Here is a 24,886-nt window from a genome sequence, read left to right on the forward strand (position 1 = left end):
AAAGTGGGAACCGGTTTTCGAAAAAGATCATCATCGAGAGAGCAGATGCGGCGCCGCGTTCAATGCAGATTGGCGACGCGCCGCGTCTCGTCGGTAACGTGAGCGTCACCGACCCTGAACCTGAGTGGCGCCGGCCTGCCGAACAGGTAGCCTTGCACCACTTCGCAGCCGGCTGCCCTAAGCAGCGTCGCCTGGCTTTCGGTTTCGACGCCTTCGGCGATGATGCTGACGCCAAGTGCGCGCGAAAGCCCGACGATGGTCGAAACGACTGCGCCGGAGCTGGAGTCCGTGTCGAGGCGGCTGACGAACGAGCGATCGATCTTCAGCTTGCCGAACGAGAAGTCGATCAGATAGCTCAGATTGGAATAGCCGGTGCCGAAATCGTCGACGGCAACCGAGATGCCCATGTCTGCCAACTCCTTCAGGATGGTGGCGGCGCGGTCGCGGTCCTGCATCATCGCCGTCTCGGTCACTTCCAGTTCCAGCCGCGACGGCTTGATGCCGGTGCTGGTCATGGTGTCGCGCACGATACCGACGAAGTCCTTGGTCATGAACTGCACGGGCGAGATGTTGACGGCGACGAAGCAGTCTTCGGGCAGATGGCGCGCGTCGCTGCAGGCCTTGCGCAGCACCCATTCTCCGATCGGACCGATCATGCCGGTTTCCTCGGCGATCGGAATGAACTCCATCGGCGGGATCATGCCGCGTTCAGGATGCCGCCAGCGGATCAGCGCTTCATAGCCGACGATTCGGCCGGTCGGGAGATCGAGCTGCGGCTGGTAGTGAAGGTCGAAGTCGCCCCGCTCGAAGGCAACGTTCAACTCGGATTCGACCCACTGGCGATGGTCGGCGACCCTGCCCATTTCTGCGTGGAAGACCGACCAGTTGCCGAGGCCGCTGGCGCGCGCATTCTGCAGTGCCAGATTGGAGCGGCGCAGGATGAGGACGGGATCGACACCGTCCTTTGGCATCGCCACGATGCCCACTGACAGGCTGACCGATTGCATGTGCGTGCTGAGCTCATAGGGCTCCATCATCTCGTCGATGAGCCTCTCGATGGCACTTTCCAGTGACCCTGACACCTGATTGTCGGGGAGAAGGATCGCGAATTCACCGGCGCCGATGCGTCCGATCACCGCGCGTTGCGGCAGGCAAGTCTTCAATCGCTTGGTGAACTCACGGATCAACTCGTCGCCCTGGCTGTAGCCGATGGCGTCGTTGATCTGCTTGAACCGATCGATGTCGATGTCGATGAGGAACACCGGCTCGCCGGTCCGGCTCGTCGCGCATGCCGCCTCGGCGATCTTGCCGACCATCGCCGGACGTGCCAGCAGGCCGGTCAACTTGTCGAAATGGGTCTCCTCGAAGACGAAATCCGCTGATTCATCGACGCCGGCGAAGAAGGACATCGCGGCTACCGACGCCGCCAGTGCGCACAGGGCGGCCATCATCGCGACCATCATGTCCGCCGATATGCCGGCAAAACTATCGCTGAGACCGTGCTTCAAGCCCCAGAGTCCGAGGACAAAACTGCCGATACCCGAGCTTGCTATGGTGAGCAGCCGGAACACCGGTGTTCGCTTCGGGTTGCTGACGGCCGACATTGAAAGGTCCCCAGAGTACAGGGCTTTCTAGCGGATATGTCCTTAAAATGAGTTTCCGCGAATGCGTCCAATTTTATTGGACCGGAAGTATTTCATGTGCGGACTAAAGCGCGTCGCGTTGAAACGGATTTCGTCGGCGCATCTTAAGCTTTTGTTTTATACGCGTCGCCGTCCCAAAACCGCTGCGCACTTTTGGGAGCTAGGTATTAATCTCGCCCGCCATCGGTCTGCTTCAATTCATCGAGCGTCGGCATTGAAACGATGTGATAGCCGGAATCGACATAGTGGATTTCGCCGGTAACGCCCGAAGACAGATCGGACAACAGGTAGAGCGCGGAACCGCCGACCTCGTCGATGGTCACGGTGCGGCGCAGCGGCGAGTTGCGCTGCTGGTAGGAGAACATATGGCGCGCATCGGAAATCCCGGCGCCGGCGAGCGTGCGCACCGGTCCAGCCGATATGCCGTTCACCCGGATGCCGCGCGGACCGTAGTCGTTGGCGAGGTAACGCACACTGGCCTCAAGTCCGGCCTTGGCGACGCCCATGACATTGTAGTTCGGCATGACACGGACCGAGCCCGCATAGGTCAGCGTGATCATCGATCCGCCATCCTTCATCAAGGCGGCCGCATGGCGGGCGATCTCGGTGAAGGAAAAGCAGGAGATCACCATGGTGCGGACGAAATTGTCCCGGCTGGTGTCAGCGTAGAGGCCCTTCAGTTCGTTCTTGTCGGAAAAGCCGATGGCGTGGACGACGAAATCAAGCCCGCCCCAGGCATTGCCCAGGGTCTCGAAGGTGGCGGCGACCGAAGCGCTGTCCTCGACATCGCACGGCACGACCAGCGAGGCGCCGAGCTTGTCGGCGAGTGGCTTGACCCGGCGCCCGAAGGCGTCACCCTGATAGGTGAAGGCAAGGTCCGCTCCATGTTCGGACAATTTCCGAGCGATGCCCCAGGCGATCGAATGATCGTTGGCGACACCCATGACGAGCCCGCGCTTGCCCTTCATCAATCCGTCCATGGCCGCCAATCCTTATGAAAACAACGCTGGCCTTATGCGGAATAGCGCTGGAAAATGAGCGTTGCGTTGGTGCCACCGAAGCCGAACGAATTTGACAAAACAGTGTCGATCTTGGCGTTGTCGATGCGCTTTCGCACGATTGGCATGCCCTCGAATTCGGGGTCGAGGGTCTCGATATGAGCGCTTTCGCCGATAAAACCGCCCTGCATCATCAGGATCGAGTAGATGGACTCCTGTACGCCGGCGGCGCCCAGCGAGTGGCCGGTCAGCGATTTCGTCGACGTGATGTACGGCATCTCTTGGCCGAACACCTCGCGGATCGCGGCCATTTCCTTGGAATCGCCCACTGGCGTCGACGTGCCATGGGTGTTGATGTAGTCCACCGGTGTGGAAACCGTCGCCATTGCCTGGCGCATGCAGCGGGCCGCGCCTTCGCCGGATGGCGCCACCATGTCGAAGCCGTCTGAGGTCGCGCCGTAGCCGACGATCTCGGCATAGATCTTGGCGCCGCGCGCCTTGGCATGTTCCAACTCTTCCAGCACCAGCACGCCGGCGCCGCCGGCGATGACGAAGCCGTCGCGATTGGCGTCATAGGCGCGCGAGGCGGCGGATGCACGGTCGTTGAATTTCGACGACATGGCGCCCATGGCGTCGAACAGGTCGGACATCGTCCAGTCGAGGTCCTCGTGGCCGCCGGCAAAGACCATGTCCTGCTTGCCCCATTGGATCAGTTCGTAGCCATTGCCGATGCAATGCGCCGAGGTCGAGCAGGCCGACGAGATCGAGTAGTTGACGCCGTGGATCTTGAACCAGGTGGCAAGCGTTGCCGATGCGGTCGACGACATCGCTTTCGGCACCGCGAACGGACCGATGCGCTTGGGGCTGCCGTTCTTCAGCGTGATCTCCGCCGCCTCGACGATGGTGCTGGTGGATGGTCCGCCCGATCCCATGACGATGCCGGTGCGCTCATTGGTGATGTCGCTCTCGCTGAGGCCGGCATCCGCGATCGCCTGATCCATGGCGACGTGGTTCCAGGCGGCACCCTTCGACAGGAAGCGCATTGCACGACGATCGATCATGGCGGATGGATCGAGCGTCGGCGCTCCCCAGACATGGCAGCGAAAACCATGCTCGGCGAAGGAATCGGAGAAGCTGATGCCGGATCTGGCGTCATGCAGCGAGGTCTGAACCTCGTTGGCATTGTTGCCGATCGACGACACGATGCCGAGGCCTGTGACTACGACACGTCTCATTCGCAACTCCTTCCAGGGGTCAGCCGGTGATGCCGGTCAGCCGACCGCCGACTGCTTGGACAGACCGACCTTCAAATCCGTTGCCGCGTATATGGGTTCGCCATCCGCCTTCAGCCAGCCATCGGCGATGCCGAGTACCAGCCGGCCGCGCATCACGCGCTTGAAGTCGATCCCGTACTCGACCTTTTTCACCGAGGGCGTCACCATGCCCTTGAATTTTACCTCGCCTGTCGACAACGCCATTCCCTTGCCGGGTTCGCCGAGCCAGCCGAGATAGAAGCCCGTCAATTGCCACATCGCGTCGAGGCCGAGGCATCCGGGCATGATCGGATTGCCGATGAAATGGCAGGCAAAGAACCACAGGTCCGGCTTGATGTCGAATTCCGCGCGGATGAAGCCCTTGTCGAAGGCGCCGCCTGTCTGGCTGATCTCGGTGATGCGGTCGAACATCAGCATGGGCGGATAGGGAAGCTGGGCATTGCCCGGTCCGAAAAGTTCGCCGCGGGCGCAGGCCAGCAATTCGTCGTAGTCGTAGCTGGATTTCGAACCCGCCATCAATTTCGTCCCCACATCGTTCCGGGCTATCGGGCGCCCTTGTCGTTGGTTTCCTAACACAATCTGTTTCAGGCCGGAAACCGGCGTTTGCGCTTAACCTGCTCGTCTGCTCGGGTCAATGCGCGCTATTGATCGCTTTCAGGCGACAGAATATATGTCAGCAGGGGTCCGGTTTCGGCAGACATTCATTTTTTTGCCATTCTGGGCGTGTCTTAGGGCGGAACTGTGGGGTTCGACGAGAAGATGGGCCTGGACGGTCGGAAGGAAAATGTCGCTGTGGACAAGCGGGTCCGTGAAGCCGGCCTGAGGCCGACGCGCCAGCGCATTGCGCTGGCCGATCTGCTTTTCGCTAAGGGCGACCGCCATCTGTCGGCCGAGGAACTGCACGAGGAGGCGGTCGCGGCCGGCGTGCCGGTGTCGCTGGCCACCGTCTACAATGCCCTTCACCAGTTCACCCAGGCGGGCCTGTTGCGCATCCTCGCCGTCGAGGGCGCGAAGACCTATTTCGACACCAACACCTCCGACCACCACCATTTCTACATCGAAGGTGAAAACCGCATATTCGACATCGACAGCGGTCCGGTGACGGTCGCCAACCTGCCGGAGCCGCCGGAGGGGATGGAGATCGCCAATGTCGACATCGTGGTGAGGCTGCGCCCCAAGCGCTGCGAATGAATGGCGACGCCCGAATAAACGGCAGGGCCGGAATGATCAGCCAAGAATGATCCGCCAGGAATGAAACCCCTCGACCTGACAATCCGGCTCGAATGGGCCATCGTTGCGGCGGCTGCTGTCGTCTTCTACGCTTCAACCGGCATAACCTGGTGGCTCTTCGGATTGCTTATCCTGGCGCCTGACCTGTCTATGTTCGGTTATCTGGCGGGGCCGCGCGTCGGTGCCCTGGCCTACAACGCCTTGCATATCCTGATTGTGCCCGTGCTGCTGCTGCTGGCCGGTCACCTGTCCGGCAAAGCGACCGCGACGGCGGTTGCATTGATCTGGATCGCCCACATCGGCATCGATCGTGCGCTGGGCTACGGCCTGAAGCTGTCAACAGGCTTTCAGGACACGCATCTTGGCCGTATCGGCCGCTAGACTAAGCAGCTGTTTGGAAACTCTTTGGTCCGGAACGATCGTGGTCAAACGGTCAAAAGATCAGTCCTTGACCCGTTCACCGGGATAGGCGCCCCAGACAAGCGACTGAGCGAGCCAGCCGGTGTGGCCCTCGAACGTCATTTCGCACCACTGGCCGTCGCATGACTTGATCGTGCCCATGACGCCAGGCTCGACCATCGCGACCACCCTTGCGTCCTGTTCAGGGCTGTTGAGAAGGTTCACCTGGGCGCCCTTGCCGCGCTGCCACGGGGCGACGATTGCGGTGCGCCGGCCGGAAAGCAGCGACTGGTTGATCCAGCCCTCCGAACCGTCGGCATCGCGTACACGGCGCCATGTATCGAATTCCTGGATGATCTCCATCGGCAGGCCGGCCTTCATATACATCCAGTCGACCGAGTAGTTGGCGCCGGGGCCGACGCGCGAGTTGACGCGGCCGGATTTCAGGCTGACGAATCGCGGCAGCGGCAGACCGCTCGGGCCGAGCGTGACGACGCTCTGGGCAGGTGCTGCCGCACTCTGCGCCGCGGCAAGCGGAGAATGAAGCAGAGCGCCGAGAAATGCTGCACTGAGGGTCAGGCGAAGCGACGCGAAACCAGACACTTTCATTCCTTTCGGCGCTTGCCTTGGCGCCCCTTTTTCTTTGTCTTCGGCGGCACCGCTTGTTACATGGGGTAATCGGCACCGCGACCGGCTTTCAGTTTCGCCGGTCTTGGTTAAAGAGGTCTCAACGAGATCGGGGTACGAGGAAACAATGGTAGGCAAAAAGAAGCCTCTCGTGGTCATCACGCGAAAGCTGCCCGATCCGGTCGAGACCCGCATGCGCGAACTGTTCGACGCCCGGCTGAATGTCGAGGACAGGCCGATGACGCAGCCGGAATTGGTCGCGGCGGTCAAGGAAGCCGACGTGCTGGTGCCGACGGTGACCGATCAGATCGACGCGGCGCTGCTCGCCCAGGCCGGCGACAATCTCAAGCTGATCGCCAATTTCGGCAATGGCGTCGACAAGATCGATGTCACGGCGGCGGCCAAGAAGGGCATCACCGTCACCAACACGCCCAATGTGCTGACCGAGGACACCGCCGACATGACCTTGGCGCTGATGCTGGCTGTGCCGCGGCGGCTGGCGGAAGGCGCCAACGTGCTCACCGGCGACAAGAAATGGGCCGGCTGGTCGCCGACCTGGATGCTTGGGCGCCGCATCTGGGGCAAACGGCTCGGCATTGTCGGCATGGGGCGCATCGGCACCGCGGTCGCGAGGCGCGCCAAGGCCTTCGGCCTGTCGATCCACTACCACAACCGCCATCGCGTGCTGCCGGCCGTGGAAGACGAGTTGGAGGCGACCTATTGGGAAAGCCTTGACCAGATGTTGGCCCGCATGGACATCATTTCGGTCAATTGCCCGTCGACGCCGGCGACCTTCCATCTGCTTTCGGCGCGGCGGCTGGCGCTGCTGCAGCCCACGGCCTATGTCGTCAACACCGCACGCGGCGACATCATCGACGAAGAGGCGCTGGTGAAGATGATCCAGGACGGCAAGCTCGCTGGAGCCGGCCTCGACGTGTACGAGCACGAGCCGGCACTGAACGGGAAGCTGCTGAAGCTCGCCGCCAAGGGCAAGGTCGTGCTTCTGCCGCATATGGGCTCGGCAACACTCGAAGGCCGCATCGACATGGGCGAAAGGGTCATCATCAACATCCGCGCATTCGTCGACGGCCACCGGCCACCGGATCGCGTGCTGCCGCTCAGAACCTGACGTCAGCCTTCGAACGAAAGCCCAGGCTTACGCAAGGACCTTGCGCATGGTGATCGAGGTCGGCCTGATGTAGCCCTCATGCGCCGTCCGTTCGGTCTCGTGAAAGCCGAGGCGGGCAAAGGCGGCATGGTTTCCGGTCAGCTCGATCCGCGTCTGAAGTTCGACCGCAGCCTTGCCGCGGCTGCGGGCAAGATCCTCGACCGCCAGCATCAGCCGCCGGCCAATGCCTTGTCCCTGACAATCCGGCGCGACGGCGAGCTTGCCGACGTAAAATTCCGCCGTCCTTTCAAGGGCAAAAACGCAACCGACGATCCTGTCCCCCTCGAACGCCACGAATCCGGTCTCACGCCGCGCCTTGTCGCGCAAGGTTTCGGCGGTCAGCAGGTGCGCCGAGGAGGGTGGGTCGATGATACCGTCCATGGTGGCGAACGCGTGCATGATCAGTGCGAGCATATCGTCCCAATGGTCGAATTCGGCCGGGATCCTCATGACGGTGACAACTTCGGTCCGATCCACGATGTCAGCTTCTCTTGTAGCGGATCGTATCGAACCGCGCGGCCAGCCCATCATAGAGCAGCAGCCGGCCGACCAACGGCTCGCCGATGCCGGTGATCAGCTTGATCGCCTCCATCGCCTGCAGCGTGCCGACGACACCGGTCAGCGCACCAAGCACCCCGGCCTCGGCACAGGACGGCACCAGGCCAGGCGGCGGTGCTTCCGGAAACAGATCGCGATAGCCCGGATTTGGCACCCCGTCCTTGCCGTCTTCGAACGGCTTCAGCACGGTCACCGAACCATCGAAGCGTCCAACGGCGGCGTGCACCAGCGGTTTCCTCTCGCTCGCGCAGGCGTCGGCCACCGTATAGCGGGTTTCAAAATTGTCGGAACCGTCGACGACGATGTCATAACGGGCGACGAGGGCAGCGGCGTTGTCCGCGTTCAGCCGGAACGTATGTGTCTCGACGGCGGTGTTGGGATTGATGCGCGAGATTGCCGCCTTGGCGCTATCGGTTTTCAGCATGCCGACGGTGTCGGTGCCGTGAATGACCTGGCGCTGCAGGTTGGAAAGCGACACGGTGTCATCGTCGATCACGCCGAGCGTGCCGACGCCGGCGGCGGCAAGATATTCGAGCACCGGCGCACCCAGCCCGCCGGCGCCGATCACCAGCACCCGCGCCTGTTTCAGCCTCTGCTGGCCGGCGCCGCCGACCTCGGGCAGCACGATGTGGCGGGCATAGCGTTCGATCTCTTCGTCGGTCAGGGCGGCAGCGGTCATTGCCGGACCATATAGCGGCTGAAAAACCTTGTCAGGAGCCAATCCATGTCGCCAAAAAGTGTAAAGCGGTTTTGGGACCACGACATACGTAGACAAAGATCTAGATCGTTGGCCCAACCGTGCCGTGGTCGACAGTCAGGAATTGCGCACGTCCCTTGAGACTGGAAAACAGCGCCGCATCGGTTCCGGTCATGAACGCCTGGCAGTTCAGGTCTTCGAGGATGGAAAACAGCGCCGCGCGCCGCCCGCCATCCAGATGCGCGGCGATTTCGTCGAGCAGCAGGATCGGTGTCATGCCAGACATCTCGCCGGTCAGCCGGGCGTGTGACAGGACGATGCCGACCAGCAGCGCCTTCTGCTCGCCTGTCGAGCAGAGCTCGGCCGGCATCGCCTTGGGACGGTGCCGAACCACCAGATCCGAACGGTGCGGTCCCTCGAGCGTGCGCCCGGCGGCTCGGTCGCGGTCACGACCTTCGGCAAGCGTCCGGCGGAACCGCTCCTCGACGTCGACCGCCGGCGCGATGGCAATCTCGGCCTCAAGCTCACCCGAAAGGCCGATATCGGCCTGCGGAAACGGTCCGGTGTCGGGCAGCCTGTCGATCATCGCGGCCAGCAGGCGCACCATCTCGGCGCGTGCAGCAGCGATCGCCACACCGGTTTCGGCCATTTGTGTCTCGATCGCGTCGAACCAGCGGTCGTCCCGGGAGCCTTCAGTAAGCAACCGATTGCGGCCGCGCATCGCCTTTTCGTAGTCGATTGCGCGCTGGCCGTGCCCGGGATCGATCGCCAGCACCAGCCGATCGAGAAAGCGCCGGCGATCCGCGGCTGGTCCGGTGAACAAGGCATCCATCGCCGGCGTCAGCCACACCACGCGCAGCCACTCCAGCATCTCCTCAGCCGATCGCGCCGAAGAGCCGTTGATACGCACCCGCCTGCCGCCTTCGCCGGCACTGTCGCCACCTGAAATGCCCGTACCGATCTCGACCTGGCCGTCGGGCCCATCGAGCCGGGCGTGCAGGGCAAAGCCGCCGTCGCCGCCTTCGCGCGCGACATCCGCGTAAGGCGCGCGGCGCAAGCCGCGTCCCGGTGTCAGCAAGGAGATCGCTTCGAGAAGATTGGTCTTGCCCGCACCGTTATCGCCGGAAAAGACCACGGCACCCGGCGCCAGGTCGATCGCCAATCCCGCATAGTTGCGGAAATTAGTAAGTGTAAGCTTACTTATGTGAGTCTGTGCCGGCAACCGCTATCCGCCTATAGAGCGGTTCGTCGTTTCAAGGAAACGCAGACCTGCTCTAACTCTTTGTTTCGACGCAATTCCGGGCGGAAAACCGTTTCATACTTTTCCTGGAATTGCTCTGGAAGTCGCCGCAACCATAATTCTCGCTGCCGGTCCAGTAGCAGGCCGGATTGGTGACGCCGCGCCGGCTAGACCCGCATCGGCATCAGCACGTAAAGCGCGGTCTCGTCGGCCATGTCGTGGATCAGAGTCGGCGAACCCGCGTCGGCCAGCATGAACTTGGCCTCCGTGCCGGTCAGCTGCGCGGCAACGTCGAGCAGGTACTTGGCGTTGAAGCCGATCTCGATCGGATCGGACGAATAGTCGGCGGCCAGCTCCTCGGTGGCGCTGCCTGAATCCGGATTGTTGACCGCAAGCGTCACCTGACCGTCGCTGATCGAAAGCTTCACCGCGCGGCCGCGTTCGGAGGAGATGGTAGAGACGCGATCGACAGCGGCAGCGAAACTCTGGCGGTCTATGATCAGCCTCTTGTCGTTACCGGTCGGAATGACCCGCTGATAGTCCGGGAAGGTGCCGTCGATCAGCTTCGAGGTCAAAACCACGCTGCCGATGGTGAAGCGGATCTTGGTGTCCGACAGTTCGGTGGTGACCGCGACATCCGGATCGTCGACCAGCTTCTGTAGCTCGCTCACGGTCTTGCGCGGAATGATGATGCCCGGCATGCCCTCGGAACCCGCCGGCGCGTCGATCTCGGCGCGTGCCAGGCGGTGGCCGTCGGTCGCCACCGAGCGCAGCTTCAGCTTGCCGCCGACCTCGTGCGTGTGCAGGTAGATGCCGTTCAGATAATAGCGCGTCTCTTCGGTGGAGATGGCGAACTGGGTCTTCTCGATCAGGCCCTTCAGGGCAACCGAGTCGAGACGGAAGATATGCGAGAAGGATCCGGCCGAAAGCTCGGGGAAATCGGATTGCGGCAGGCACTGGAGGCGGAAGCTTGAACGGCCGGACGTCACCGTCATGGCGTTGCCATCCTCGTCCGTCTTCAGCATCACCTCGGCGCCGTCGGCGAGCTTGCGCACGATGTCGTAGAGCAGATGTGCCGGAACCGTCGTCGCCCCGCCGCGCTCCACCTTGGCGGGCGTCGCTTCCGTCACCTCCAGGTCGAGGTCGGTCGCCTTCATTTCGAGGCTGGCGCCCTCGGCGCTGAGCAGCACGTTGGACAGGATCGGTATGGTGTTACGCCGCTCGACGACACGGTGGACGTGGTTGAGCGACTTCAGGAGATTTGACCGTTCCAGGATAACACGCATGACGAAACAGGCTCGCTTGAATGAATGACGGGTCACCAGTAAGCGGCGCCCCGCGAAAGGTCTGAACAGGCTCAGAATCTGCGTAAACTGACAGGAAAAAACCAGCAAACGCAAGCCCGCGACACCGGTTCAGGCCGGCTACGCGGGCTTTCTGGGGATAAAGGCCACGAAGTCCGCGAGCCGGTGTCGCAAAACCAAATTCCGGATCGCCCCCAGGCGACACCACGAACCCATTTCGGATCCAGGACCGCACCGGCAAGTCATTGAATTCCGGTGCTGTTCTGGTTTCGTCTTCGCCAGACCGGTCAGGCCTGGTCGTTGATCAACCGCCTCAGGAGCTCGAGTTCCTGCGCCAGCGTATTGTCGTTGCCCGAAAGGTCCTCGATCTTGCGAACGGCGTGCAGCACCGTGGTGTGATCGCGGCCGCCGAAACGCCGTCCGATCTCGGGCAGGGAGCGCGGCGTCATCACCTTCGACAGGTACATGGCCACCTGCCGCGGCTTGACGATGGTGCGCGTGCGCCGGTTGGACAGCAACTCGGTCTTCGACACGTTGTAGTGGCGCGCGACGATGCGCTGGATGTCCTCGATACGAACCCGCTTCGGCTCGCCGGTGCGATAGATGTGGCCGAGGATCTCGTCGATCCGGTCGATGGTGATCTGCGGTTCGAAGGACTGGCGGAACAGCAGCTGATTGAACGCCCCTTCCAGCTCGCGTCCGCTGCCGGTCACGGTGCGGGCGACGTGATTGAGGATCTCCTCCGAAATATTGAGCGATGCGTCATCGACCCTTGCGGTGGCAAGGCGCAAGTTGAGCATGCCAAGGCGCATGGCGAAATCGGGCGCCGACATTTCAAGCGCGACGCCGCCATTGAGGCGCGACCGGACCCGCGGTTCGAGCGATTCCAATTCCGACGGCGGCCGGTCGGCGGCAACGACGACTTGCTTGGCGCTGTCGAGCAACATGTTGATCAGGTGGCAGAATTCATGCTGGATCGACTTGCCCTGCAGGAACTGCATGTCGTCGATGATGAGCAGGTCGATGTCGCGCAGCTGTTCCTTGAGCGTCAGCGCATTGTTGTCACGGATCGCGGTGGCAAAGCGCCACATGAAATACTCGGCCGTGAGATAGACGACGCGCGACTTGGGGTTCTGCTTCAGCGATTCCGCGGCGATCGCCTGCAACAGGTGTGTCTTGCCGAGCCCGACGGTTGCGTGAAGGAAAAGCGGGTTGAAGCGCACCGCGCTGGACTGCGATTCCGCAACTGCCTTGGCGGCGGCGAAGGCCACCCGGTTCGACGGTCCCTCGATGAAGGAGCCGAATGTGTAGCGCGGATCAAGCGGCGAGCCGAGCACATTGTGCCGGAACTCGCTCTCGACCGGTGTGCCCGGACGCGGAGCCGGTGCGCGCTCAGTCCGGCCGGGGCTGACGGTGCCGGCGGCGAGCGCCGTCTGCGTCTGCCGCGTCATCTTGGCTCGCGCAGGGGCCACTTCCGGCTCGGCATGGCTGTGCCCCTGGCGGGTCGCCGTCCGCACGACGATCTCGATCTTGAGGAGATCGGGATCCTCCTGCTTCCACAACTCGGAAATGAGGTCGAGATAGTGACCGTTGATCCATGAGCGCAGGAAAGCGGTGGGCACCGAGATGCGGATGATGCCCTTGGAAGCCTCCGCGACTTTCATGCGGCCGAACCAGCTCGAATAAACTTCAGTTCCCAGGCGCGCCTTCAACTGGGTCTTGACCCGATCGAACTTCTGTTCCGCGTCGCTGGACACCGCCATGTCGTTTGCTCCGGTCAAAGTTCCAGGAAATGGGAGGTCGCCCGTAAGCTCCCGTTCGATGCCGCTCTGCATGGTCTTTTCCTTGTCCTTCCGTACCCTGTTTCCACCGGGGGTGCGCCCCTGCACCGTGTCCCGGCAACTGCGTCTTCGCTACGATGCGTGCTGCCGCCGCCGGCAGATGACATCGCCAATATTCGGGGGAAACCGGTGCCGGCCCATGGAAGCCAGTCCGCGTTGAGTATGTCTGGGCAATACGACACCATCCGGCGAAAAGTGCGCCGGCGCGCCGTCTACCTGCCATGTCTAGTTACGCCAGTCCCCTACCGTATCGAAAAAGACAAACCAAAGCCGTCCACGGACTTGATCCGCGTTGCAAATCCCGCCAATTTAAGCTGGCCGTTACAAGCTGGGTTAAGGCCCGGAGCCCGTCCCTTTCGATAGACCGACATTACCGAAATCGCTGTGGATAGGGCAAGGCCGGGACTAACTGATTTTTAAGGAATCTGGTTAGTGGAGGCGGGTTCGAGTGGCGTGCCGCTACGGCACTTTTTAACAAAGCCATTGTGATTCAAACTCTTTTCCGGCGAATATGAAAAAGCCGGCCCGTCACGAAATTTTATGAAATAATTCGCTTGACAGCGACTTGTCCCCCATCCCCCCGGCTCGATGTGAACAAGCTGTGGACGACTGTCCGCAACTATTTGAAAAGTATAGATTATTTCTGAGTGTCGACTTTTTCCGAGTGAACCCTTTTCAGGGATACCGGCGATCAACCTGCATGGCAGTGCCGGCAAAGCATTTCGAGCCGCCAAAGGGCTGTTTCCGGCCATTCTTTTTAAGTGCTTGCCGGCAAACGAAAAAACCCGGCACAATCGGCCGGGTTCTCAGAACGTCAGTCCAGGACGTGATGTCAGGCAGACAAAACCTTGACCCGCTGGGCCAGTCGCGACACCTTGCGGGACGCCGTGTTCTTGTGGATCACGCCCTTGGTTGCGGCGCGCATCAATTCCGGCTCCGCGATCTTGAACGCAGCCTGTGCGGCAGCCTTGTCGCCGGAGGCAAGTGCCTCTTCGACCTGGCGGATATAGGTGCGGACGCGCGAGCGACGGTTCTTGTTGACCGCCGCGCGGCGTGCGATCTTGCGCGTTGCCTTTTTGGCCGAGGATGTATTGGCCATGATGCCTCTCTTCTGATCTGGTCGGCGCATGCGGGATGCCGCAGGGCGCAAAAAACAAACGGGCAGCCACGGGGCCGCCTCGGTTGGTGCGGCTTATAGTTCAGCTTTTCCGGCGCGTCAACGCTGCCTGGCCTTCTTTTTGGCGGCTGTCAAACTGGCGTCAGCGGTTGCTGAAATTCGGCTTCCGCTTCTCTGTGAAGGCCGCCATGCCTTCCTTCTGGTCCTCGAGCGCGAACAGCGAGTGAAACAGTCGGCGCTCGAAGCGCAATCCCTCGGCGAGCGTTGTCTCAAAGGCGCGGTTGACAGCCTCCTTGGCCATCATCACCGATGGCAGCGAGAAGTCGGCGATCCTGGCAGCCGCCTTCAGCGCCTCCTCGACGAGCTCGCCGGCAGGTACGACCCGCGACACCAGGCCCGAACGCTCGGCTTCGGCTGCATCCATCATCCGCCCGGTCAGGCACATGTCCATCGCCTTCGACTTGCCGACGAAGCGGGTCAGCCGTTGCGACCCGCCCATGCCGGGAATGACGCCGAGCGTGATTTCGGGTTGGCCGAACTTGGCCGTGTCGGCGGCAATGATGAAGTCGCACATCATCGCCAGCTCGCAGCCGCCGCCCAGCGCATAGCCGGCCACCGCAGCGATGATCGGCTTCCGCGCCCGCGTAAACTCCTCCCAGCCGACGAAGAAGTCTTGGCAGTACGCATCCACATAGGAGATTGCCTGCATCTCCTTGATATCGGCGCCGGCGGCGAAGGCTTTTTCGGAACCGGTGATGACCATGGCGCCGATGCCGGCATCGGCGCCGAAACCGTTCACGGCTGCCACCAGTTCGGCCAGGATCTGGGAATTCAGCGCGTTGAGCGCCTGTGGCCTGTTCAGCGTGATCAACCCGACCTTGCCGCGCGCTTCGGTGACGATCGTCTCATAGGCCATGACTTGCTTCTCCTCGCTCGCCCATCGTCCAGAGCGGGTCATCGTTTCACGGAAACGCGGAACCCGTCTATCTCCTTGTTTTGATGCAACTCCCTAGGGAAAGCGCTACGCGCTTTTCCCAGGAAAGCCGTCTCACACGTTTCCTGGAACTGCTCTAACTCACCGCTGACACGTCCGGCAATAGAAGGTCGATCGGCCGCTCTGCACGATCCGCTCGATGTGGCCGCTACAGCCGGGTTTCGAGCAAGGCTCACCCTCGCGGTCGTAGACGGCGAAGGAATGCTGGAAGTAGCCCAGCGATCCATCAGCCTGCATATAGTCCCTGAGCGAGGATCCGCCGGCCGCGATCGCATCTGATATCACCGAGCGAATGGCTTCGGCGAGGCGCTCGCTTTGAGCCTGGGCCTTCTTCCCGGGCTTGGCGATCGTGCCCGCCTCGCGCAGCGGCGACAGGCTGGCGCGCCACAGCGCCTCCGAGACATAGATGTTGCCGAGCCCGGCGATCAGTCTCTGGTCGAGAAGCGCTGCCTTCAGCGGTGATCGCCGCCCTTTCATCAATGAGGCAAGCAGCGGGCCGTCCAATGTGTTGCCGGTTGGCTCAACGCCGAGCCCTGCCAGCATCGGATGGACATCCGGCGGTCCTTCGGCAAACAACATGAAGCCGAAGCGGCGCGGATCATTGAAGATCACGCGCGAACTGGCGCCGCCCACGGATACGACATGGAAGACGACGTGGTCGTGGTTGGAGCTCTTCGAGCGGTCGTGGTGGAAGATACCAGGCATGTCGCTGCCATCCGCCGTCTCGATGCGGAATGAGCCCGACATGCCGAGATGGCAGATCAGCACCGGACCGCCTTCAACGTCCATCGTCAGATATTTGGCCCGGCGGCCGAGCGCGGTGATCGTCTTGCCGGTCAGCCGCTGCGAGAATTTTTCGGGAAATGGAAAGCGCAAATCCGGTCGGCGCGCCTCGACACGGGTGATGGTGGCGCCTTCCAGAACCGGCTGCAGCCCACGCCGGACCGTTTCGACCTCGGGCAGTTCAGGCATGGCCGCCAATCGCTGCATAGAAAGACGTGCCGTAACGGCCGGCCGCCAGCCCAAGATGCTCCGCCACGGTTTCACCGATGTCGGCGAATGTCGTTCTCAGTCCGATGTCACCGCCCTTGAAAGCCGGTCCGGTGCCGATCACCGGAATGCGTTCGCGCGTATGGTCGGTCCCGCGCCAGGTCGGATCGTTGCCATGGTCGGCCGTCAGGATGAGAAGATCGCCCTGCCGCAGCCTTGCAAATGCCTCCGGGAGCCGCCGGTCGAAGGCCTCGAGCGCGGCAGCATAACCCGCAACGTCGCGGCGATGCCCGAATTCGGTGTCGAAGTCGACGAAATTGGCGAAGACGAGGTCGCCATCGCCGGCATCATCCATCGCGCCCAGCGCCTCGTCGAACATGGCCATGTTGCCCGCCGCCTTGCGCACTTGCGAAATTCCGCGATGGGCGAAGATGTCGCCGATCTTGCCGATCGCGATGACACGGCTGCCACGCGCCGTCAGCCGGTCGAGCAGGGTCGGCTCCGGTGGCGGCACCGCGTAATCATGACGGTTGTAGGTTCGCTCGAAGGTCGCGGTGGTTTCGCCGACGAACGGCCGTGCAATCACCCGCCCGATCCTCAGCGGGTCAACCAGTCTGCGCACCACCTTGCAGAATTCATAAAGCCGCTCGAGGCCGAAATGGGTTTCATGCGCGGCAATTTGCAGGACCGAGTCGACCGACGTGTAGCAAATCGGCTTGCCGGTACGGATGTGCTCCTCGCCGAACCGCTCGATGATTTCGGTGCCCGGCGCATGACAGTTGCCGAGAATGCCCGGCACCTTGCCCTCGCGGATGATCGCCTCGGTCAGATCCGCCGGAAAGGCGGGAACCGTATCCGGGAAATAGCCCCAGTCGAATCGCACCGGCAGGCCGGCGATTTCCCAATGGCCCGACGGCGTGTCCTTGCCGCTCGAAACCTCTTGCGCCGCGCCGTGGAAGGCCGTGGTGAGCAGATCCGTGCCGCTGCTCGCGAAGCCCAGTCCCGTGGCGGTTTCGGCGGCCTTGCCAAGCCCGAGCGAGGCCATGTAGGGGACAAACAGCGGTCCACTGCGAAGCCCTTCGCGATCCGCGCGGCCTTCGGCACAGGCTTCCGTGATGTGCGCGAATGTGTTGGCACCTGCGTCGCCATAGCGGTCGGCGTCGGCCGCCCCGCCGATGCCGAAGGAGTCCAGAACGAAGAGGAAAGCGCGCGCCATCGAATTGTTGCCAGTTTGAACGCCCAGACATAGGGTTCCGCGACTTCGTTGGCAATTCGGAAACCAAACGGCAACGACCAGGCGTGATAGTCCGATGCATGTCGCCCAAAAGTGCGCCGCGGCTTTGGGGCAACGACACGCATAAACTGAGAATGCATGTCGCCCAAAAGTGCGCGGCGCTTTTGGGGCAACGACATGCATGGTGCGTGGCGGTTTTGGCATGTCGCAACGATGCGGCGGGCAAGGGCATGGATCAAGGAAAGCAGACGGCGGTTCTGTCATGAGGGTTACCCTGAAGGCATACGCCGCTCTCATGCTGGTGCAGGGTGCGCTCTGGTCCAATCCGGCGCATGCCGACTGGCGCGATGATATCGGCACGTTCCGCATCGGCATTGTTGCCGAGCCAGGCGCCGGCAACACCGTTCCGGGGCTGGCACGGTTGACCGACGCCTATACCAAGGCCTTGGGGATGAAGGTCGAGATTGTCGTTGCCCGCGACTATGCCGCGCTGATCGAGGCGCAGGCCAATGCCCGCATCCAATACGCAATCTATTCGGCGACCGCCTACGCGACGGCGTCGCAACGCTGCGGATGCATCGAGCCGCTTGTGGCTCCGGTCGATTTTGACGGCGCGATCGGTATCCGCTCGGTTCTGCTGACGCGCGACGGCAAGCTGCCTGATCTGGCGGCAATGGAAAGCCATCGCATTGCCATGGCCCCTTCGGACAGCGTCGGCGGTTCTCTGTTGCCATTGGCGGCGTTGACGGCGGAAGGCCGCAAGATTTCGCAAGATGCACCATTTCTGGTCCATGCCGAGTCGGCTGCGGCGGCGGAAACAATGCTGCTCGACGGCAAGGCCGATGGCCTGTTCGGCTGGGTGACGGCTGCTGCCGACGGCCAGCCGGAAGCATCGGGCCCTCAAGCATCGGGCACCCAGGCATCGGGCACCGAGGCGAGGCTCGAAGCTGCGGGACTTTCGGCAACGGCGCTTCAGGTCGTATGGGCGTCAGGCCTGCTGAGATATGGTCCCCACGCCGTCCGCAGCGACCTCGATCCGGAAGCCAAGCGCCGGCTCACCGTCTTCCTCACCAACCTCAAGTCGATGACGCCGGACGTCTACGATCTCTTGGAATCAAAGCATTCCGGCGGGTTCGCTGTCGTGATGCCAAAGGATTACGACATGGCCGCGGCTGTCGTGCGCTTCGTCGCGGGCAGTGGTCCGGGGCAGTAACGCGAGGCTTTGGAGCGGTTTTGCGAACGGCTCAGCGCGTCCGGTTCAGCAATCGCCGCAAGGGATCGTCACGCTTCTACGCGGACGCAGATAATAGGACTCGCCCATCGTCAGGGCGTTGAAAGCCGAGGTCAATCCAAGCTTCTGTTGGCTGCCCGCCGACCAGGTGATGACCGGCTTGTAGCCAAGAGTGCTGTCGACGCGAATGAGGAAGGTGCCGGCGACCTTGAGTTTTGCTGGAACCGTGGTGGTGGTGGGGCCAGTGCTGGCGACGCCATTGACCAGCTTGCGCGACCACACCACTTGCACCAGCGGCGTTGCGTCGGTCGTGACCTGTATGGCCGTGATGGTGATGCTCGGGACCGAGCGGTTGTAGGGCTGAAGGGTGACGGCGCCGATCGCCATGATGGCGTCGATATCCGCCTTGACGACTGTCGTCTGCTGGGTGACGAGATCAGCCACCATGCTGCCGAGACGACTGACCTTCTTGCTGGTCTCGATGGCTTGTGACGCCTCCATGGTGATGAAATACATTGACAGCAGAAGAGGCATGATCAAGGCGAACTCGACTGCCGCGATACCGCGGCGATCGGACCCGAATCGAATTGCTTTGCGCCAAATTCCTGAAGTCTTGAGATGTGCCCCCGCACGCATCATGCCCATTGCCCTCTTTCTTTTACTGCTCGTGTATCCGCCTCGAACTCAATTGTCGAACGGCTCGTTCTGCCAGGTTACCGACGCGAAATGCAGGGTCTTGTTGCCGCCCATCGACTGGGCCAGTAGATCGGTCATGATCGGCCATTTGTAAAAGACTCGCAGCATGTTCTTCGATTCCGCAGCACCCGCCGTAACAGCAAAGGACTGGTTGGCGCCGCCGTTGGTCAGGACGACTTGGCCAGCCTGTATCTTGAAGCCGGCCGCGGCGGCAGYGGCGAACGTCGTATATTGGCGAAGATCCACGTCCAGCTGATTGGGACAATCCTGCGAGACGATGATCTCCAGTTTGTCGCAGATCATGTTCTTCAAATTGTCTCCGGCGACGTCGGCCGCCCTTAGCTGGCCGGTGCGCAAGCGGCGCGCGACATCGTCGGTGATGTTGGACAACACTTCCTGGCCGGCAAATGCGATGCAGCTCTCCAGAATGGCAAAGACAAGCAGCGCAAACGGGATTGCAAGGATTCCGAATTCAATTGCCGTACTGCCGCGCCGGTCGCGAAGGAAGCGAGCGAAAAACCTTGGGCGTCTCGCTCTGTGCTCGTCTGCGGAGCCGAATTCCTTGCTCATGTCTGATCCTGCCGATCTCTATGCGGTCTCGGAAGGCGTATTAGCGCAAACCAATTGAGGCCCGGTTTGAATGATCGTTAAAGTCGTCGATGGCGTCTTAACCAGCCGATAACCTGAACGGCATTCCACCGCGCCATCCTATCGGATGCCGTTCATCTCAGCCTCGGAGGATTTCTCCGCATCACTCTTATAGGAGCTTTCGCAATAGGGCGTGCAGGACATGGTCTGTATTTCTGCACGGCGATAGATACGCACCGACGAGGCGGCCTGCCGCACGACGGTAACCTGTTCGTCGACGATCGGGCTGCCGTCCGTATCGAGCACGACCAGATTGGTGACGCCGAAACCCTTGCCGGTCAACACGATCGTCGAGGCGTCCTGTACGGAAGCGTCGGCGATTGCTGGATTGCCGACCACGATCGTATCGGCCGGACGCGACAGTTTGACGATCTTGGCCTGGTTCATCGTGACCTCGATGCCGGCCCCGGCCATGGCGGGCGCGACGAAGTTCGCGGCGACAAGAAGCGCAGCAATCACGATTAACGATCTCGGCTGGGCCATTGAGGCGCTCCACGCAAGCAGACTGATCAACGGAACATGAACGAGATTGGTGAACCAACGGTTAAGCGGACACCCTGGTCGAAGGGTGCGGGGTGCCGAGTTGATTACCTGCGGAGCGCGATCTCCCCACCATCGACCCCTGCAAACGGATGAGGCCGGCCGGCATTTAGTGCTGGGTTAACCACGCAATATATTCGAACCGGGAAAGGAATCGGTAAGGCTGTTTATTAAGCCGATCGAAAGAGCTTCTCCCTAGATTGCCAGTATCCGATCAACCAACGCAGAAGTTGACGGAAGTGCTGTAACACGTGGAGTAGGAGCTCTCGAATGTCTAATCTCATCGCACGTTTTGTGAAGGACGAATCCGGCGCGACCGCTATCGAATATGGTCTGATCGCCGCTCTCATCGCGCTCGCCATCATCACTGGCGCTGGCGCGCTCGGCAATGCACTCAACACCAAGTTCCTGGCTATCGGAAACACCCTGAACAGCAGCGGCAGCTAATATGGCGCATAGCTGAGCGCTGAGCGCTCGGATCACGTTCTAGAGAAGGGCTGCCGCGTGGCGGCCCTTCTCTATTCCGCTGCCAATACCAGTCGCCTCTTCGTTCCGGGCCTCACCAATCGTTAATCGAACATGGCTAGATTGAGCCCTGTGAAATCGGACAATAGGCATAGCGCCGATGCTTGAAGCCCTGATCTTCGTCGTGTTTCCGTTCTGCATGCTGTTTGCCGCGATCTCCGACATGCTGTCGATGACGATCGCCAATCGCGTGCCGGTGCTGCTTGTTGTTGTTTTCGCGCTGGTTGCGCCGCTGACGGGTATGGAATGGGCAGCCTATGGCGGACATATCGCCACCGGCGCCCTGGTCCTGGCCGTGACGTTCGGCCTGTTTGCAATGGGTGGCATGGGTGGTGGCGACGCCAAGCTGCTGGCCGCCTCCGCGATGTGGATGGGTCTCAATATACATCTCGTCGAATATCTTGTGGTCTCGACAATCATCGGCGGCCTGCTGACGCTCGCCATCCTCCTCTACCGGAAATCGCTGCTTGCGGCCGTTACCGGCCAAAATCCGTTTCTGCGCCATTTCGCCGAAGAGTCAAATGGGGTTCCCTACGGCATCGCGCTTGGCCTTGGTGGGTTGCTGACCTATCCGGATTCGCCCTTGATGGTCTGGGCGCTGACCAGGCTGGCGACCTGAACACGATCCGATTTCGGTTATCCACCAGCATTGCCGCAGCCGGCTTTCGACAACGCCGGGACGGCCCGTTTTGGCCGGTCAGGCCACATTCCGGCTAATTTATGTAAACGTTAAATTAATCACGATCGTAAGCATTACATTAACCTTGTTTTGACGATTGCCGCTGCAAAGTCCGGCCTGGCTACGTGGTTTGCCAGGGCAAGGGTTCGGACAGATGCCAGCATCGCGATTGATAATTCTGAGCGTGGCGGTGGCCGCGGCGGGTGGTGCCGGTTATGTCGCGAAGAACATGGTGGCACCGCCGCCCCAGATCGTCGTCGATTCCGGGCCCCAGGCGCCGGCGGTGTCGCTGCAGGATGTGCTAGTGCTTTCGGGCGACGTTCCGATGGGCAGTCCGCTCGAGAAAAACATCGCCTGGCAATCCTGGCCCGCCGACGGCATCAACGCGAATTTCATCACCCGCACCGCCGAGCCAGAGGCGCTGGAAAAGCTGAAGGGATCCGTTGCCCGCGTGGCGATGTACGCCGGAGAGCCCCTGCGGCGTTCCAAGCTGATCGGCGAGGGGCAGAGCTTCATGTCGTCGATCCTGCCTTCCGGCATGCGCGCGGTCGCCACCGCCATCTCGGCCGACACATCGGCCGGCGGCTTCATTCTTCCGAACGACTTCGTCGATGTGATCATGACCCGCAGGGGCGATGCCAGCGGCGGCGGCGCCACCAGTTTCAACACTGAAACCATCCTCAAGAACATCCGCGTGCTGGCAATCGACCAGACCATTCAGGAGGACGAGGAAGGCAAGAAGACCAGAGTGGGCCAGACCGCCACGCTGGAACTGACACCGCGTCAGGCGGAGATCATCACGGTTGCCCAGCAGATGGCGGATCGCCTGACCCTGGCGCTGCGGGCGGTCGCGGACACCCAGGAAAAGAATCTAGGCGAGGCTGACTATCTCGTTTCCGGCAATGGCCGCAGGGGAACGGTGAGGCTGATCAAGTCGGGCGAAGTTTCCGAAGTGGGGGCAAGGAAATGAGGCTAAGTGGTAAACTGCCGGCAATTGTAGCCGCGGCATTCAGCCTGCTGCTCATCGGGACGAATCTGCAAGGCGTTGTCGAGGCAAAGAACGCGCAGGTCACTGCATCGACGGCAACCCAGCGCGTCAAGCTTGGCCTCAACAAGTCGGTGGTCATCGACCTGCCGAGCGATGCCTACGATATTCTCGTCGCCAACCCGGCGGTTGCCGATGCGGTGACCCGCACCGCAAGGCGTATCTATCTGTTCGGCAAGGCGGTCGGCGAGACGAACATCTTTGTCTTCGGTCCGAATGGCGAGCAGATCGTCAGCCTGGATCTGGCTGTCGAACGCGACGTTGCCGGCCTTGAAGACTATATCAAGCGCTTCATTCCAACGTCGGCAATCAAGGTGGAACTGCTGAATGACAACGTCGTCCTGACAGGGACGGTCGACACGCCGCTGGACGCAAAACGCGCCGTCGACCTGGCGACGATCTTCGTGTCGGGCGGTGAAGCGACCACGGGACAATATTCGCAGACCGCGGCCGGCGGTTCGGCGCAGAACGGTGTCCAGATCGACAATCCGGACCAGGAACGCCGCACCAGCAAGATCGTCAACCTGCTTCAGATCATCGGCGACGATCAGGTCACGCTGAAGGTGACGGTCGCCGAAGTCAGCCGCTCGGTGATGAAGCAGCTCGGCGTCAACATGGTCGGCAGTGGCGGCAGCAACGGCATCAGCTACGGCGCGGTCAGCGACAATTTCACCGGCCTCGGCAAGCAGCTGTCGAATTCGGGCTTCAACATCGGCGCCTCGGGGCTGCAGGCCTATATCAACGCCATGGAGCAGTCCGGCGTCATGAAGACACTGGCTGAGCCGACCTTGACCGCCGTGTCCGGCGAGAAGGCGACCTTCAAGGTCGGTGGTGAATACAACATGGTGAGCGGCGTCTCCCAGAATGTATCGACCGACAACCAGACCGGCCTGAAGACCTACAGCGTCGACAAGATCGAGTACGGCATCGGTCTGGAATTCCAGCCGGTGGTGTTGTCTCCCGGCCGCATAAGCCTGAAAGTCAGAACCTCGGTTTCCGAGCCGACAACGGAAGGGTCGGTTTCGTTTTCCAGTGGCGTGACCAGCCCCGGCATGAATGCCCTGTCACTGCGCAAGCGCCTTGCCGATACGACCGTTGAACTGCCCTCGGGCGGCTCCATGATGATCGCCGGCCTGGTTCGCGACGATGTCAGGCAAGCCGTCAACGGGTTGCCAGGGCTGACAAAGATTCCGGTGCTCGGCGCGCTGTTCCGCAGCAGGGATTTCGTGCGCAACGAAACCGAGCTGGTGATCATCATCACGCCGTATCTCGCACGGCCCGTGGCACGCAACGACCTTGCCAAGCCGGACGACAATTTCAACGCTGCCAGCGATGGCGCCGCCATGTTCCTTGGCAGGGTCAATCGCGTCTACGGCACCATGCAGACTGACAAGCCCAACGGCCGTTACCATGGCGTTGTCGGCTTCATCTACAAATAGGCGGGAGCGGATATGTCTCAGTCAGCATTGAAGGCAAGCACCATCGCCACGACGATGCGCTTTGGCCGTTCGCGGATTTGCGGGCGAGCCGTTCCGGTCCTGGCAATTGCGGTAGCGGCGCTTCTGTCCGGCTGCGCCAATCGCGACAGCGTCACCGTCGGTGCGATTCCGGATGATTATCGTACCAATCATCCGATCGTGATCGCGGAGAAGAACCAGAAGATCGACCTGCCTGTCGGCGCCGGCGATCGCGGCATGACCGGATCGCAGCGCGACACGCTTCTGGGCTTCCTCGACAGCTATGACAAGAGTGCCGCCCCGACGCTGACGATCCAGGTCCCGAGCGGGTCGGCCAACGAGGTCGCCGCGACGGCGGCGGCCCGCGATTTCGCCCGGCTCGCGGTCGCCGCCGGTGTCAAGCGCAACCGGGTCGTCGTCACCTCCTATCAGGCCGCCTCGAGCGAGATCTCCTCGCCGGTTCGCGTCTCCTTTGTCTCGGTCAGAGCCCAGACCGACAAATGCGGACGCTGGCCAGCTGACCTGGTCGAGACCTCGGAAAACAAGCATTATGCCGACTTCGGCTGCTCCTATCAGAACAATCTCGCCGCGCAGATGGCCAACCCGGCCGATCTGCTCGGCCCGCGCAAATCTACCGACATCGATGCTGAAAATCGCGGCGCGGTGATCGATGTCTACCGTCAGAGGGGCATCTCGGGCGAGTTCCTTAGCAATTCGGAAGTAGATTTCTGAGCCGCCGTCTCGGACAGAA

General features: G+C 61.7%; 26 protein-coding genes. 9 read left to right on the forward strand and 17 right to left on the reverse strand.

Translation table 11 applies throughout. The annotated features are described in order from the left end of the window. Window positions 1-59: 59 nt before the first annotated feature. The 4 genes from AC1DZP_RS21050 to fabA form a co-directional block, all read right to left on the reverse strand. The gene (locus AC1DZP_RS21050) at window positions 60-1,604 is read right to left on the reverse strand and encodes a putative bifunctional diguanylate cyclase/phosphodiesterase (protein WP_457153193.1); all 1,545 of its coding nucleotides are present in this window, start codon (window positions 1,602-1,604) and stop codon (window positions 60-62) included. 206 nt (window positions 1,605-1,810) lie between these two features. Further along, on the reverse strand, window positions 1,811-2,623 hold the full coding sequence (fabI, locus tag AC1DZP_RS21055; protein WP_095082403.1) for an enoyl-ACP reductase FabI: 813 nt from the start codon (window positions 2,621-2,623) through the stop codon (window positions 1,811-1,813). 32 nt (window positions 2,624-2,655) lie between these two features. Continuing rightward, on the reverse strand, window positions 2,656-3,876 hold the full coding sequence (fabB, locus tag AC1DZP_RS21060; RefSeq protein WP_477305088.1) for a beta-ketoacyl-ACP synthase I: 1,221 nt from the start codon (window positions 3,874-3,876) through the stop codon (window positions 2,656-2,658). 36 nt (window positions 3,877-3,912) lie between these two features. Further along, window positions 3,913-4,431, reverse strand: a complete 519-nt coding sequence (fabA, locus tag AC1DZP_RS21065; RefSeq protein WP_095082399.1) for a 3-hydroxyacyl-[acyl-carrier-protein] dehydratase FabA — start codon at window positions 4,429-4,431, stop codon at window positions 3,913-3,915. A 243-nt stretch (window positions 4,432-4,674) separates the two neighbouring features. Between fabA and irrA the strand changes: the two genes are divergently transcribed. Together irrA and AC1DZP_RS21075 are read left to right on the forward strand one after the other, a co-directional pair. Further along, complete coding sequence (gene irrA / locus AC1DZP_RS21070; protein ID WP_167458528.1) at window positions 4,675-5,106, forward strand: iron response transcriptional regulator IrrA; 432 nt, start codon at window positions 4,675-4,677, stop codon at window positions 5,104-5,106. A gap of 60 nt (window positions 5,107-5,166) precedes the next feature. Next, complete coding sequence (locus tag AC1DZP_RS21075; protein ID WP_477305090.1) at window positions 5,167-5,526, forward strand: DUF4260 domain-containing protein; 360 nt, start codon at window positions 5,167-5,169, stop codon at window positions 5,524-5,526. A gap of 60 nt (window positions 5,527-5,586) precedes the next feature. Here the strand turns inward: AC1DZP_RS21075 and AC1DZP_RS21080 are convergent, their stop codons facing one another. Then, on the reverse strand, window positions 5,587-6,147 hold the full coding sequence (locus AC1DZP_RS21080; protein WP_095084275.1) for an SH3 domain-containing protein: 561 nt from the start codon (window positions 6,145-6,147) through the stop codon (window positions 5,587-5,589). 151 nt (window positions 6,148-6,298) lie between these two features. Here AC1DZP_RS21080 and AC1DZP_RS21085 point away from each other — a divergent pair, with 151 nt between their 5' ends. Beyond that, window positions 6,299-7,300: a 2-hydroxyacid dehydrogenase gene (locus AC1DZP_RS21085; protein ID WP_095082393.1), complete on the forward strand. Its 1,002-nt coding sequence runs from the start codon at window positions 6,299-6,301 to the stop codon at window positions 7,298-7,300. A 27-nt stretch (window positions 7,301-7,327) separates the two neighbouring features. Here the strand turns inward: AC1DZP_RS21085 and AC1DZP_RS21090 are convergent, their stop codons facing one another. The 9 genes from AC1DZP_RS21090 to AC1DZP_RS21130 form a co-directional block, all read right to left on the reverse strand. Beyond that, window positions 7,328-7,789, reverse strand: coding sequence for a GNAT family N-acetyltransferase (locus AC1DZP_RS21090; RefSeq protein WP_477305277.1), 462 nt, complete (start codon window positions 7,787-7,789; stop codon window positions 7,328-7,330). A 31-nt stretch (window positions 7,790-7,820) separates the two neighbouring features. Further along, window positions 7,821-8,576 carry a molybdopterin-synthase adenylyltransferase MoeB gene (locus AC1DZP_RS21095; protein WP_477305092.1) on the reverse strand — a complete coding sequence of 252 codons (756 nt, stop codon included), beginning with the start codon at window positions 8,574-8,576 and terminating at the stop codon, window positions 7,821-7,823. Between the two features lie 100 nt (window positions 8,577-8,676). After that, window positions 8,677-9,816 carry a DNA replication/repair protein RecF gene (gene recF / locus AC1DZP_RS21100; RefSeq protein WP_477305094.1) on the reverse strand — a complete coding sequence of 380 codons (1,140 nt, stop codon included), beginning with the start codon at window positions 9,814-9,816 and terminating at the stop codon, window positions 8,677-8,679. 185 nt (window positions 9,817-10,001) lie between these two features. Then, window positions 10,002-11,120 (reverse strand): DNA polymerase III subunit beta, encoded by a 1,119-nt coding sequence (dnaN, locus tag AC1DZP_RS21105; RefSeq protein WP_095082385.1) that lies wholly within the window; start codon window positions 11,118-11,120, stop codon window positions 10,002-10,004. 305 nt (window positions 11,121-11,425) lie between these two features. Further along, window positions 11,426-12,901 (reverse strand): chromosomal replication initiator protein DnaA, encoded by a 1,476-nt coding sequence (gene dnaA / locus AC1DZP_RS21110; RefSeq protein WP_477305279.1) that lies wholly within the window; start codon window positions 12,899-12,901, stop codon window positions 11,426-11,428. A 910-nt stretch (window positions 12,902-13,811) separates the two neighbouring features. Beyond that, a complete protein-coding gene (gene rpsT, locus AC1DZP_RS21115; protein WP_095084274.1) occupies window positions 13,812-14,078 on the reverse strand; it encodes a 30S ribosomal protein S20 in 267 nt (88 codons plus the stop codon). A 160-nt stretch (window positions 14,079-14,238) separates the two neighbouring features. Continuing rightward, a complete protein-coding gene (locus AC1DZP_RS21120) occupies window positions 14,239-15,012 on the reverse strand; it encodes an enoyl-CoA hydratase (RefSeq protein ID WP_457153986.1) in 774 nt (257 codons plus the stop codon). A gap of 159 nt (window positions 15,013-15,171) precedes the next feature. Next, window positions 15,172-16,062, reverse strand: a complete 891-nt coding sequence (gene mutM, locus AC1DZP_RS21125; protein ID WP_477225342.1) for a bifunctional DNA-formamidopyrimidine glycosylase/DNA-(apurinic or apyrimidinic site) lyase — start codon at window positions 16,060-16,062, stop codon at window positions 15,172-15,174. After that, window positions 16,055-17,296 carry a phosphopentomutase gene (locus AC1DZP_RS21130; RefSeq protein ID WP_457153984.1) on the reverse strand — a complete coding sequence of 414 codons (1,242 nt, stop codon included), beginning with the start codon at window positions 17,294-17,296 and terminating at the stop codon, window positions 16,055-16,057. Before AC1DZP_RS21130 ends, mutM begins: the two co-directional genes overlap by 8 nt. A 280-nt stretch (window positions 17,297-17,576) precedes the next feature. Between AC1DZP_RS21130 and AC1DZP_RS21135 the strand changes: the two genes are divergently transcribed. Continuing rightward, a complete protein-coding gene (locus AC1DZP_RS21135; RefSeq protein ID WP_477305097.1) occupies window positions 17,577-18,527 on the forward strand; it encodes a phosphate/phosphite/phosphonate ABC transporter substrate-binding protein in 951 nt (316 codons plus the stop codon). Window positions 18,528-18,572: 45 nt separating this feature from the next. On the opposite strand, the gene AC1DZP_RS21140 is transcribed toward AC1DZP_RS21135, so the two are convergent. From AC1DZP_RS21140 to AC1DZP_RS21150, 3 genes are all read right to left on the reverse strand, one after another. Further along, entirely contained in the window at window positions 18,573-19,184 is a 612-nt protein-coding gene (locus tag AC1DZP_RS21140; protein ID WP_095084272.1) for a TadE/TadG family type IV pilus assembly protein, read from the reverse strand. Between the two features lie 45 nt (window positions 19,185-19,229). Continuing rightward, window positions 19,230-19,811 (reverse strand): TadE/TadG family type IV pilus assembly protein, encoded by a 582-nt coding sequence (locus tag AC1DZP_RS21145; RefSeq protein WP_477305099.1) that lies wholly within the window; start codon window positions 19,809-19,811, stop codon window positions 19,230-19,232. Between the two features lie 138 nt (window positions 19,812-19,949). Next, window positions 19,950-20,372, reverse strand: a complete 423-nt coding sequence (locus AC1DZP_RS21150) for a pilus assembly protein N-terminal domain-containing protein (protein ID WP_477305101.1) — start codon at window positions 20,370-20,372, stop codon at window positions 19,950-19,952. Window positions 20,373-20,699: 327 nt separating this feature from the next. Between AC1DZP_RS21150 and AC1DZP_RS21155 the strand changes: the two genes are divergently transcribed. The 5 genes from AC1DZP_RS21155 (at window position 20,700) to AC1DZP_RS21175 (ending at window position 24,867) form a co-directional block, all read left to right on the forward strand. Beyond that, window positions 20,700-20,876: a Flp family type IVb pilin gene (locus AC1DZP_RS21155; protein ID WP_184877599.1), complete on the forward strand. Its 177-nt coding sequence runs from the start codon at window positions 20,700-20,702 to the stop codon at window positions 20,874-20,876. A 178-nt stretch (window positions 20,877-21,054) separates the two neighbouring features. Further along, on the forward strand, window positions 21,055-21,573 hold the full coding sequence (locus tag AC1DZP_RS21160; protein WP_095082371.1) for an A24 family peptidase: 519 nt from the start codon (window positions 21,055-21,057) through the stop codon (window positions 21,571-21,573). A gap of 214 nt (window positions 21,574-21,787) precedes the next feature. After that, complete coding sequence (gene cpaB / locus AC1DZP_RS21165; protein WP_457153293.1) at window positions 21,788-22,603, forward strand: Flp pilus assembly protein CpaB; 816 nt, start codon at window positions 21,788-21,790, stop codon at window positions 22,601-22,603. After that, on the forward strand, window positions 22,600-24,117 hold the full coding sequence (locus AC1DZP_RS21170) for a type II and III secretion system protein family protein (protein WP_095082367.1): 1,518 nt from the start codon (window positions 22,600-22,602) through the stop codon (window positions 24,115-24,117). Before cpaB ends, AC1DZP_RS21170 begins: the two co-directional genes overlap by 4 nt. Before the next feature lie 12 nt (window positions 24,118-24,129). Next, a complete protein-coding gene (locus tag AC1DZP_RS21175; RefSeq protein WP_457153294.1) occupies window positions 24,130-24,867 on the forward strand; it encodes a CpaD family pilus assembly protein in 738 nt (245 codons plus the stop codon). Window positions 24,868-24,886 lie beyond the last annotated feature (19 nt).

The sequence above is a fragment of the Mesorhizobium sp. P2_F8 genome (assembly GCF_056403655.1).

Excerpts from the sequence above, each read along its gene's own strand:
- dnaN (WP_095082385.1), bottom strand. The coding sequence starts at position 11,120 with ATGCGTGTTATCCTGGAACGGTCAAATCTCCTGAAGTCGCTCAACCAC.
- dnaA (WP_477305279.1), bottom strand. The coding sequence starts at position 12,901 with ATGGCGGTGTCCAGCGACGCGGAACAGAAGTTCGATCGGGTCAAGACC.
- AC1DZP_RS21090 (WP_477305277.1), bottom strand. The coding sequence starts at position 7,789 with ATGAGGATCCCGGCCGAATTCGACCATTGGGACGATATGCTCGCACTG.
- AC1DZP_RS21095 (WP_477305092.1), bottom strand. The coding sequence starts at position 8,576 with ATGACCGCTGCCGCCCTGACCGACGAAGAGATCGAACGCTATGCCCGC.
- cpaB (WP_457153293.1), top strand. The coding sequence starts at position 21,788 with ATGCCAGCATCGCGATTGATAATTCTGAGCGTGGCGGTGGCCGCGGCG.
- fabI (WP_095082403.1), bottom strand. The coding sequence starts at position 2,623 with ATGGACGGATTGATGAAGGGCAAGCGCGGGCTCGTCATGGGTGTCGCC.
- mutM (WP_477225342.1), bottom strand. The coding sequence starts at position 16,062 with ATGCCTGAACTGCCCGAGGTCGAAACGGTCCGGCGTGGGCTGCAGCCG.
- AC1DZP_RS21160 (WP_095082371.1), top strand. The coding sequence starts at position 21,055 with ATGCTTGAAGCCCTGATCTTCGTCGTGTTTCCGTTCTGCATGCTGTTT.
- AC1DZP_RS21140 (WP_095084272.1), bottom strand. The coding sequence starts at position 19,184 with ATGATGCGTGCGGGGGCACATCTCAAGACTTCAGGAATTTGGCGCAAA.
- irrA (WP_167458528.1), top strand. The coding sequence starts at position 4,675 with ATGGGCCTGGACGGTCGGAAGGAAAATGTCGCTGTGGACAAGCGGGTC.
- AC1DZP_RS21130 (WP_457153984.1), bottom strand. The coding sequence starts at position 17,296 with ATGGCGCGCGCTTTCCTCTTCGTTCTGGACTCCTTCGGCATCGGCGGG.
- AC1DZP_RS21155 (WP_184877599.1), top strand. The coding sequence starts at position 20,700 with ATGTCTAATCTCATCGCACGTTTTGTGAAGGACGAATCCGGCGCGACC.
- AC1DZP_RS21175 (WP_457153294.1), top strand. The coding sequence starts at position 24,130 with ATGTCTCAGTCAGCATTGAAGGCAAGCACCATCGCCACGACGATGCGC.
- AC1DZP_RS21150 (WP_477305101.1), bottom strand. The coding sequence starts at position 20,372 with ATGGCCCAGCCGAGATCGTTAATCGTGATTGCTGCGCTTCTTGTCGCC.
- AC1DZP_RS21120 (WP_457153986.1), bottom strand. The coding sequence starts at position 15,012 with ATGGCCTATGAGACGATCGTCACCGAAGCGCGCGGCAAGGTCGGGTTG.
- AC1DZP_RS21085 (WP_095082393.1), top strand. The coding sequence starts at position 6,299 with ATGGTAGGCAAAAAGAAGCCTCTCGTGGTCATCACGCGAAAGCTGCCC.
- fabA (WP_095082399.1), bottom strand. The coding sequence starts at position 4,431 with ATGGCGGGTTCGAAATCCAGCTACGACTACGACGAATTGCTGGCCTGC.
- AC1DZP_RS21135 (WP_477305097.1), top strand. The coding sequence starts at position 17,577 with ATGAGGGTTACCCTGAAGGCATACGCCGCTCTCATGCTGGTGCAGGGT.
- rpsT (WP_095084274.1), bottom strand. The coding sequence starts at position 14,078 with ATGGCCAATACATCCTCGGCCAAAAAGGCAACGCGCAAGATCGCACGC.
- AC1DZP_RS21170 (WP_095082367.1), top strand. The coding sequence starts at position 22,600 with ATGAGGCTAAGTGGTAAACTGCCGGCAATTGTAGCCGCGGCATTCAGC.
- fabB (WP_477305088.1), bottom strand. The coding sequence starts at position 3,876 with ATGAGACGTGTCGTAGTCACAGGCCTCGGCATCGTGTCGTCGATCGGC.
- AC1DZP_RS21050 (WP_457153193.1), bottom strand. The coding sequence starts at position 1,604 with ATGTCGGCCGTCAGCAACCCGAAGCGAACACCGGTGTTCCGGCTGCTC.
- AC1DZP_RS21075 (WP_477305090.1), top strand. The coding sequence starts at position 5,167 with ATGAAACCCCTCGACCTGACAATCCGGCTCGAATGGGCCATCGTTGCG.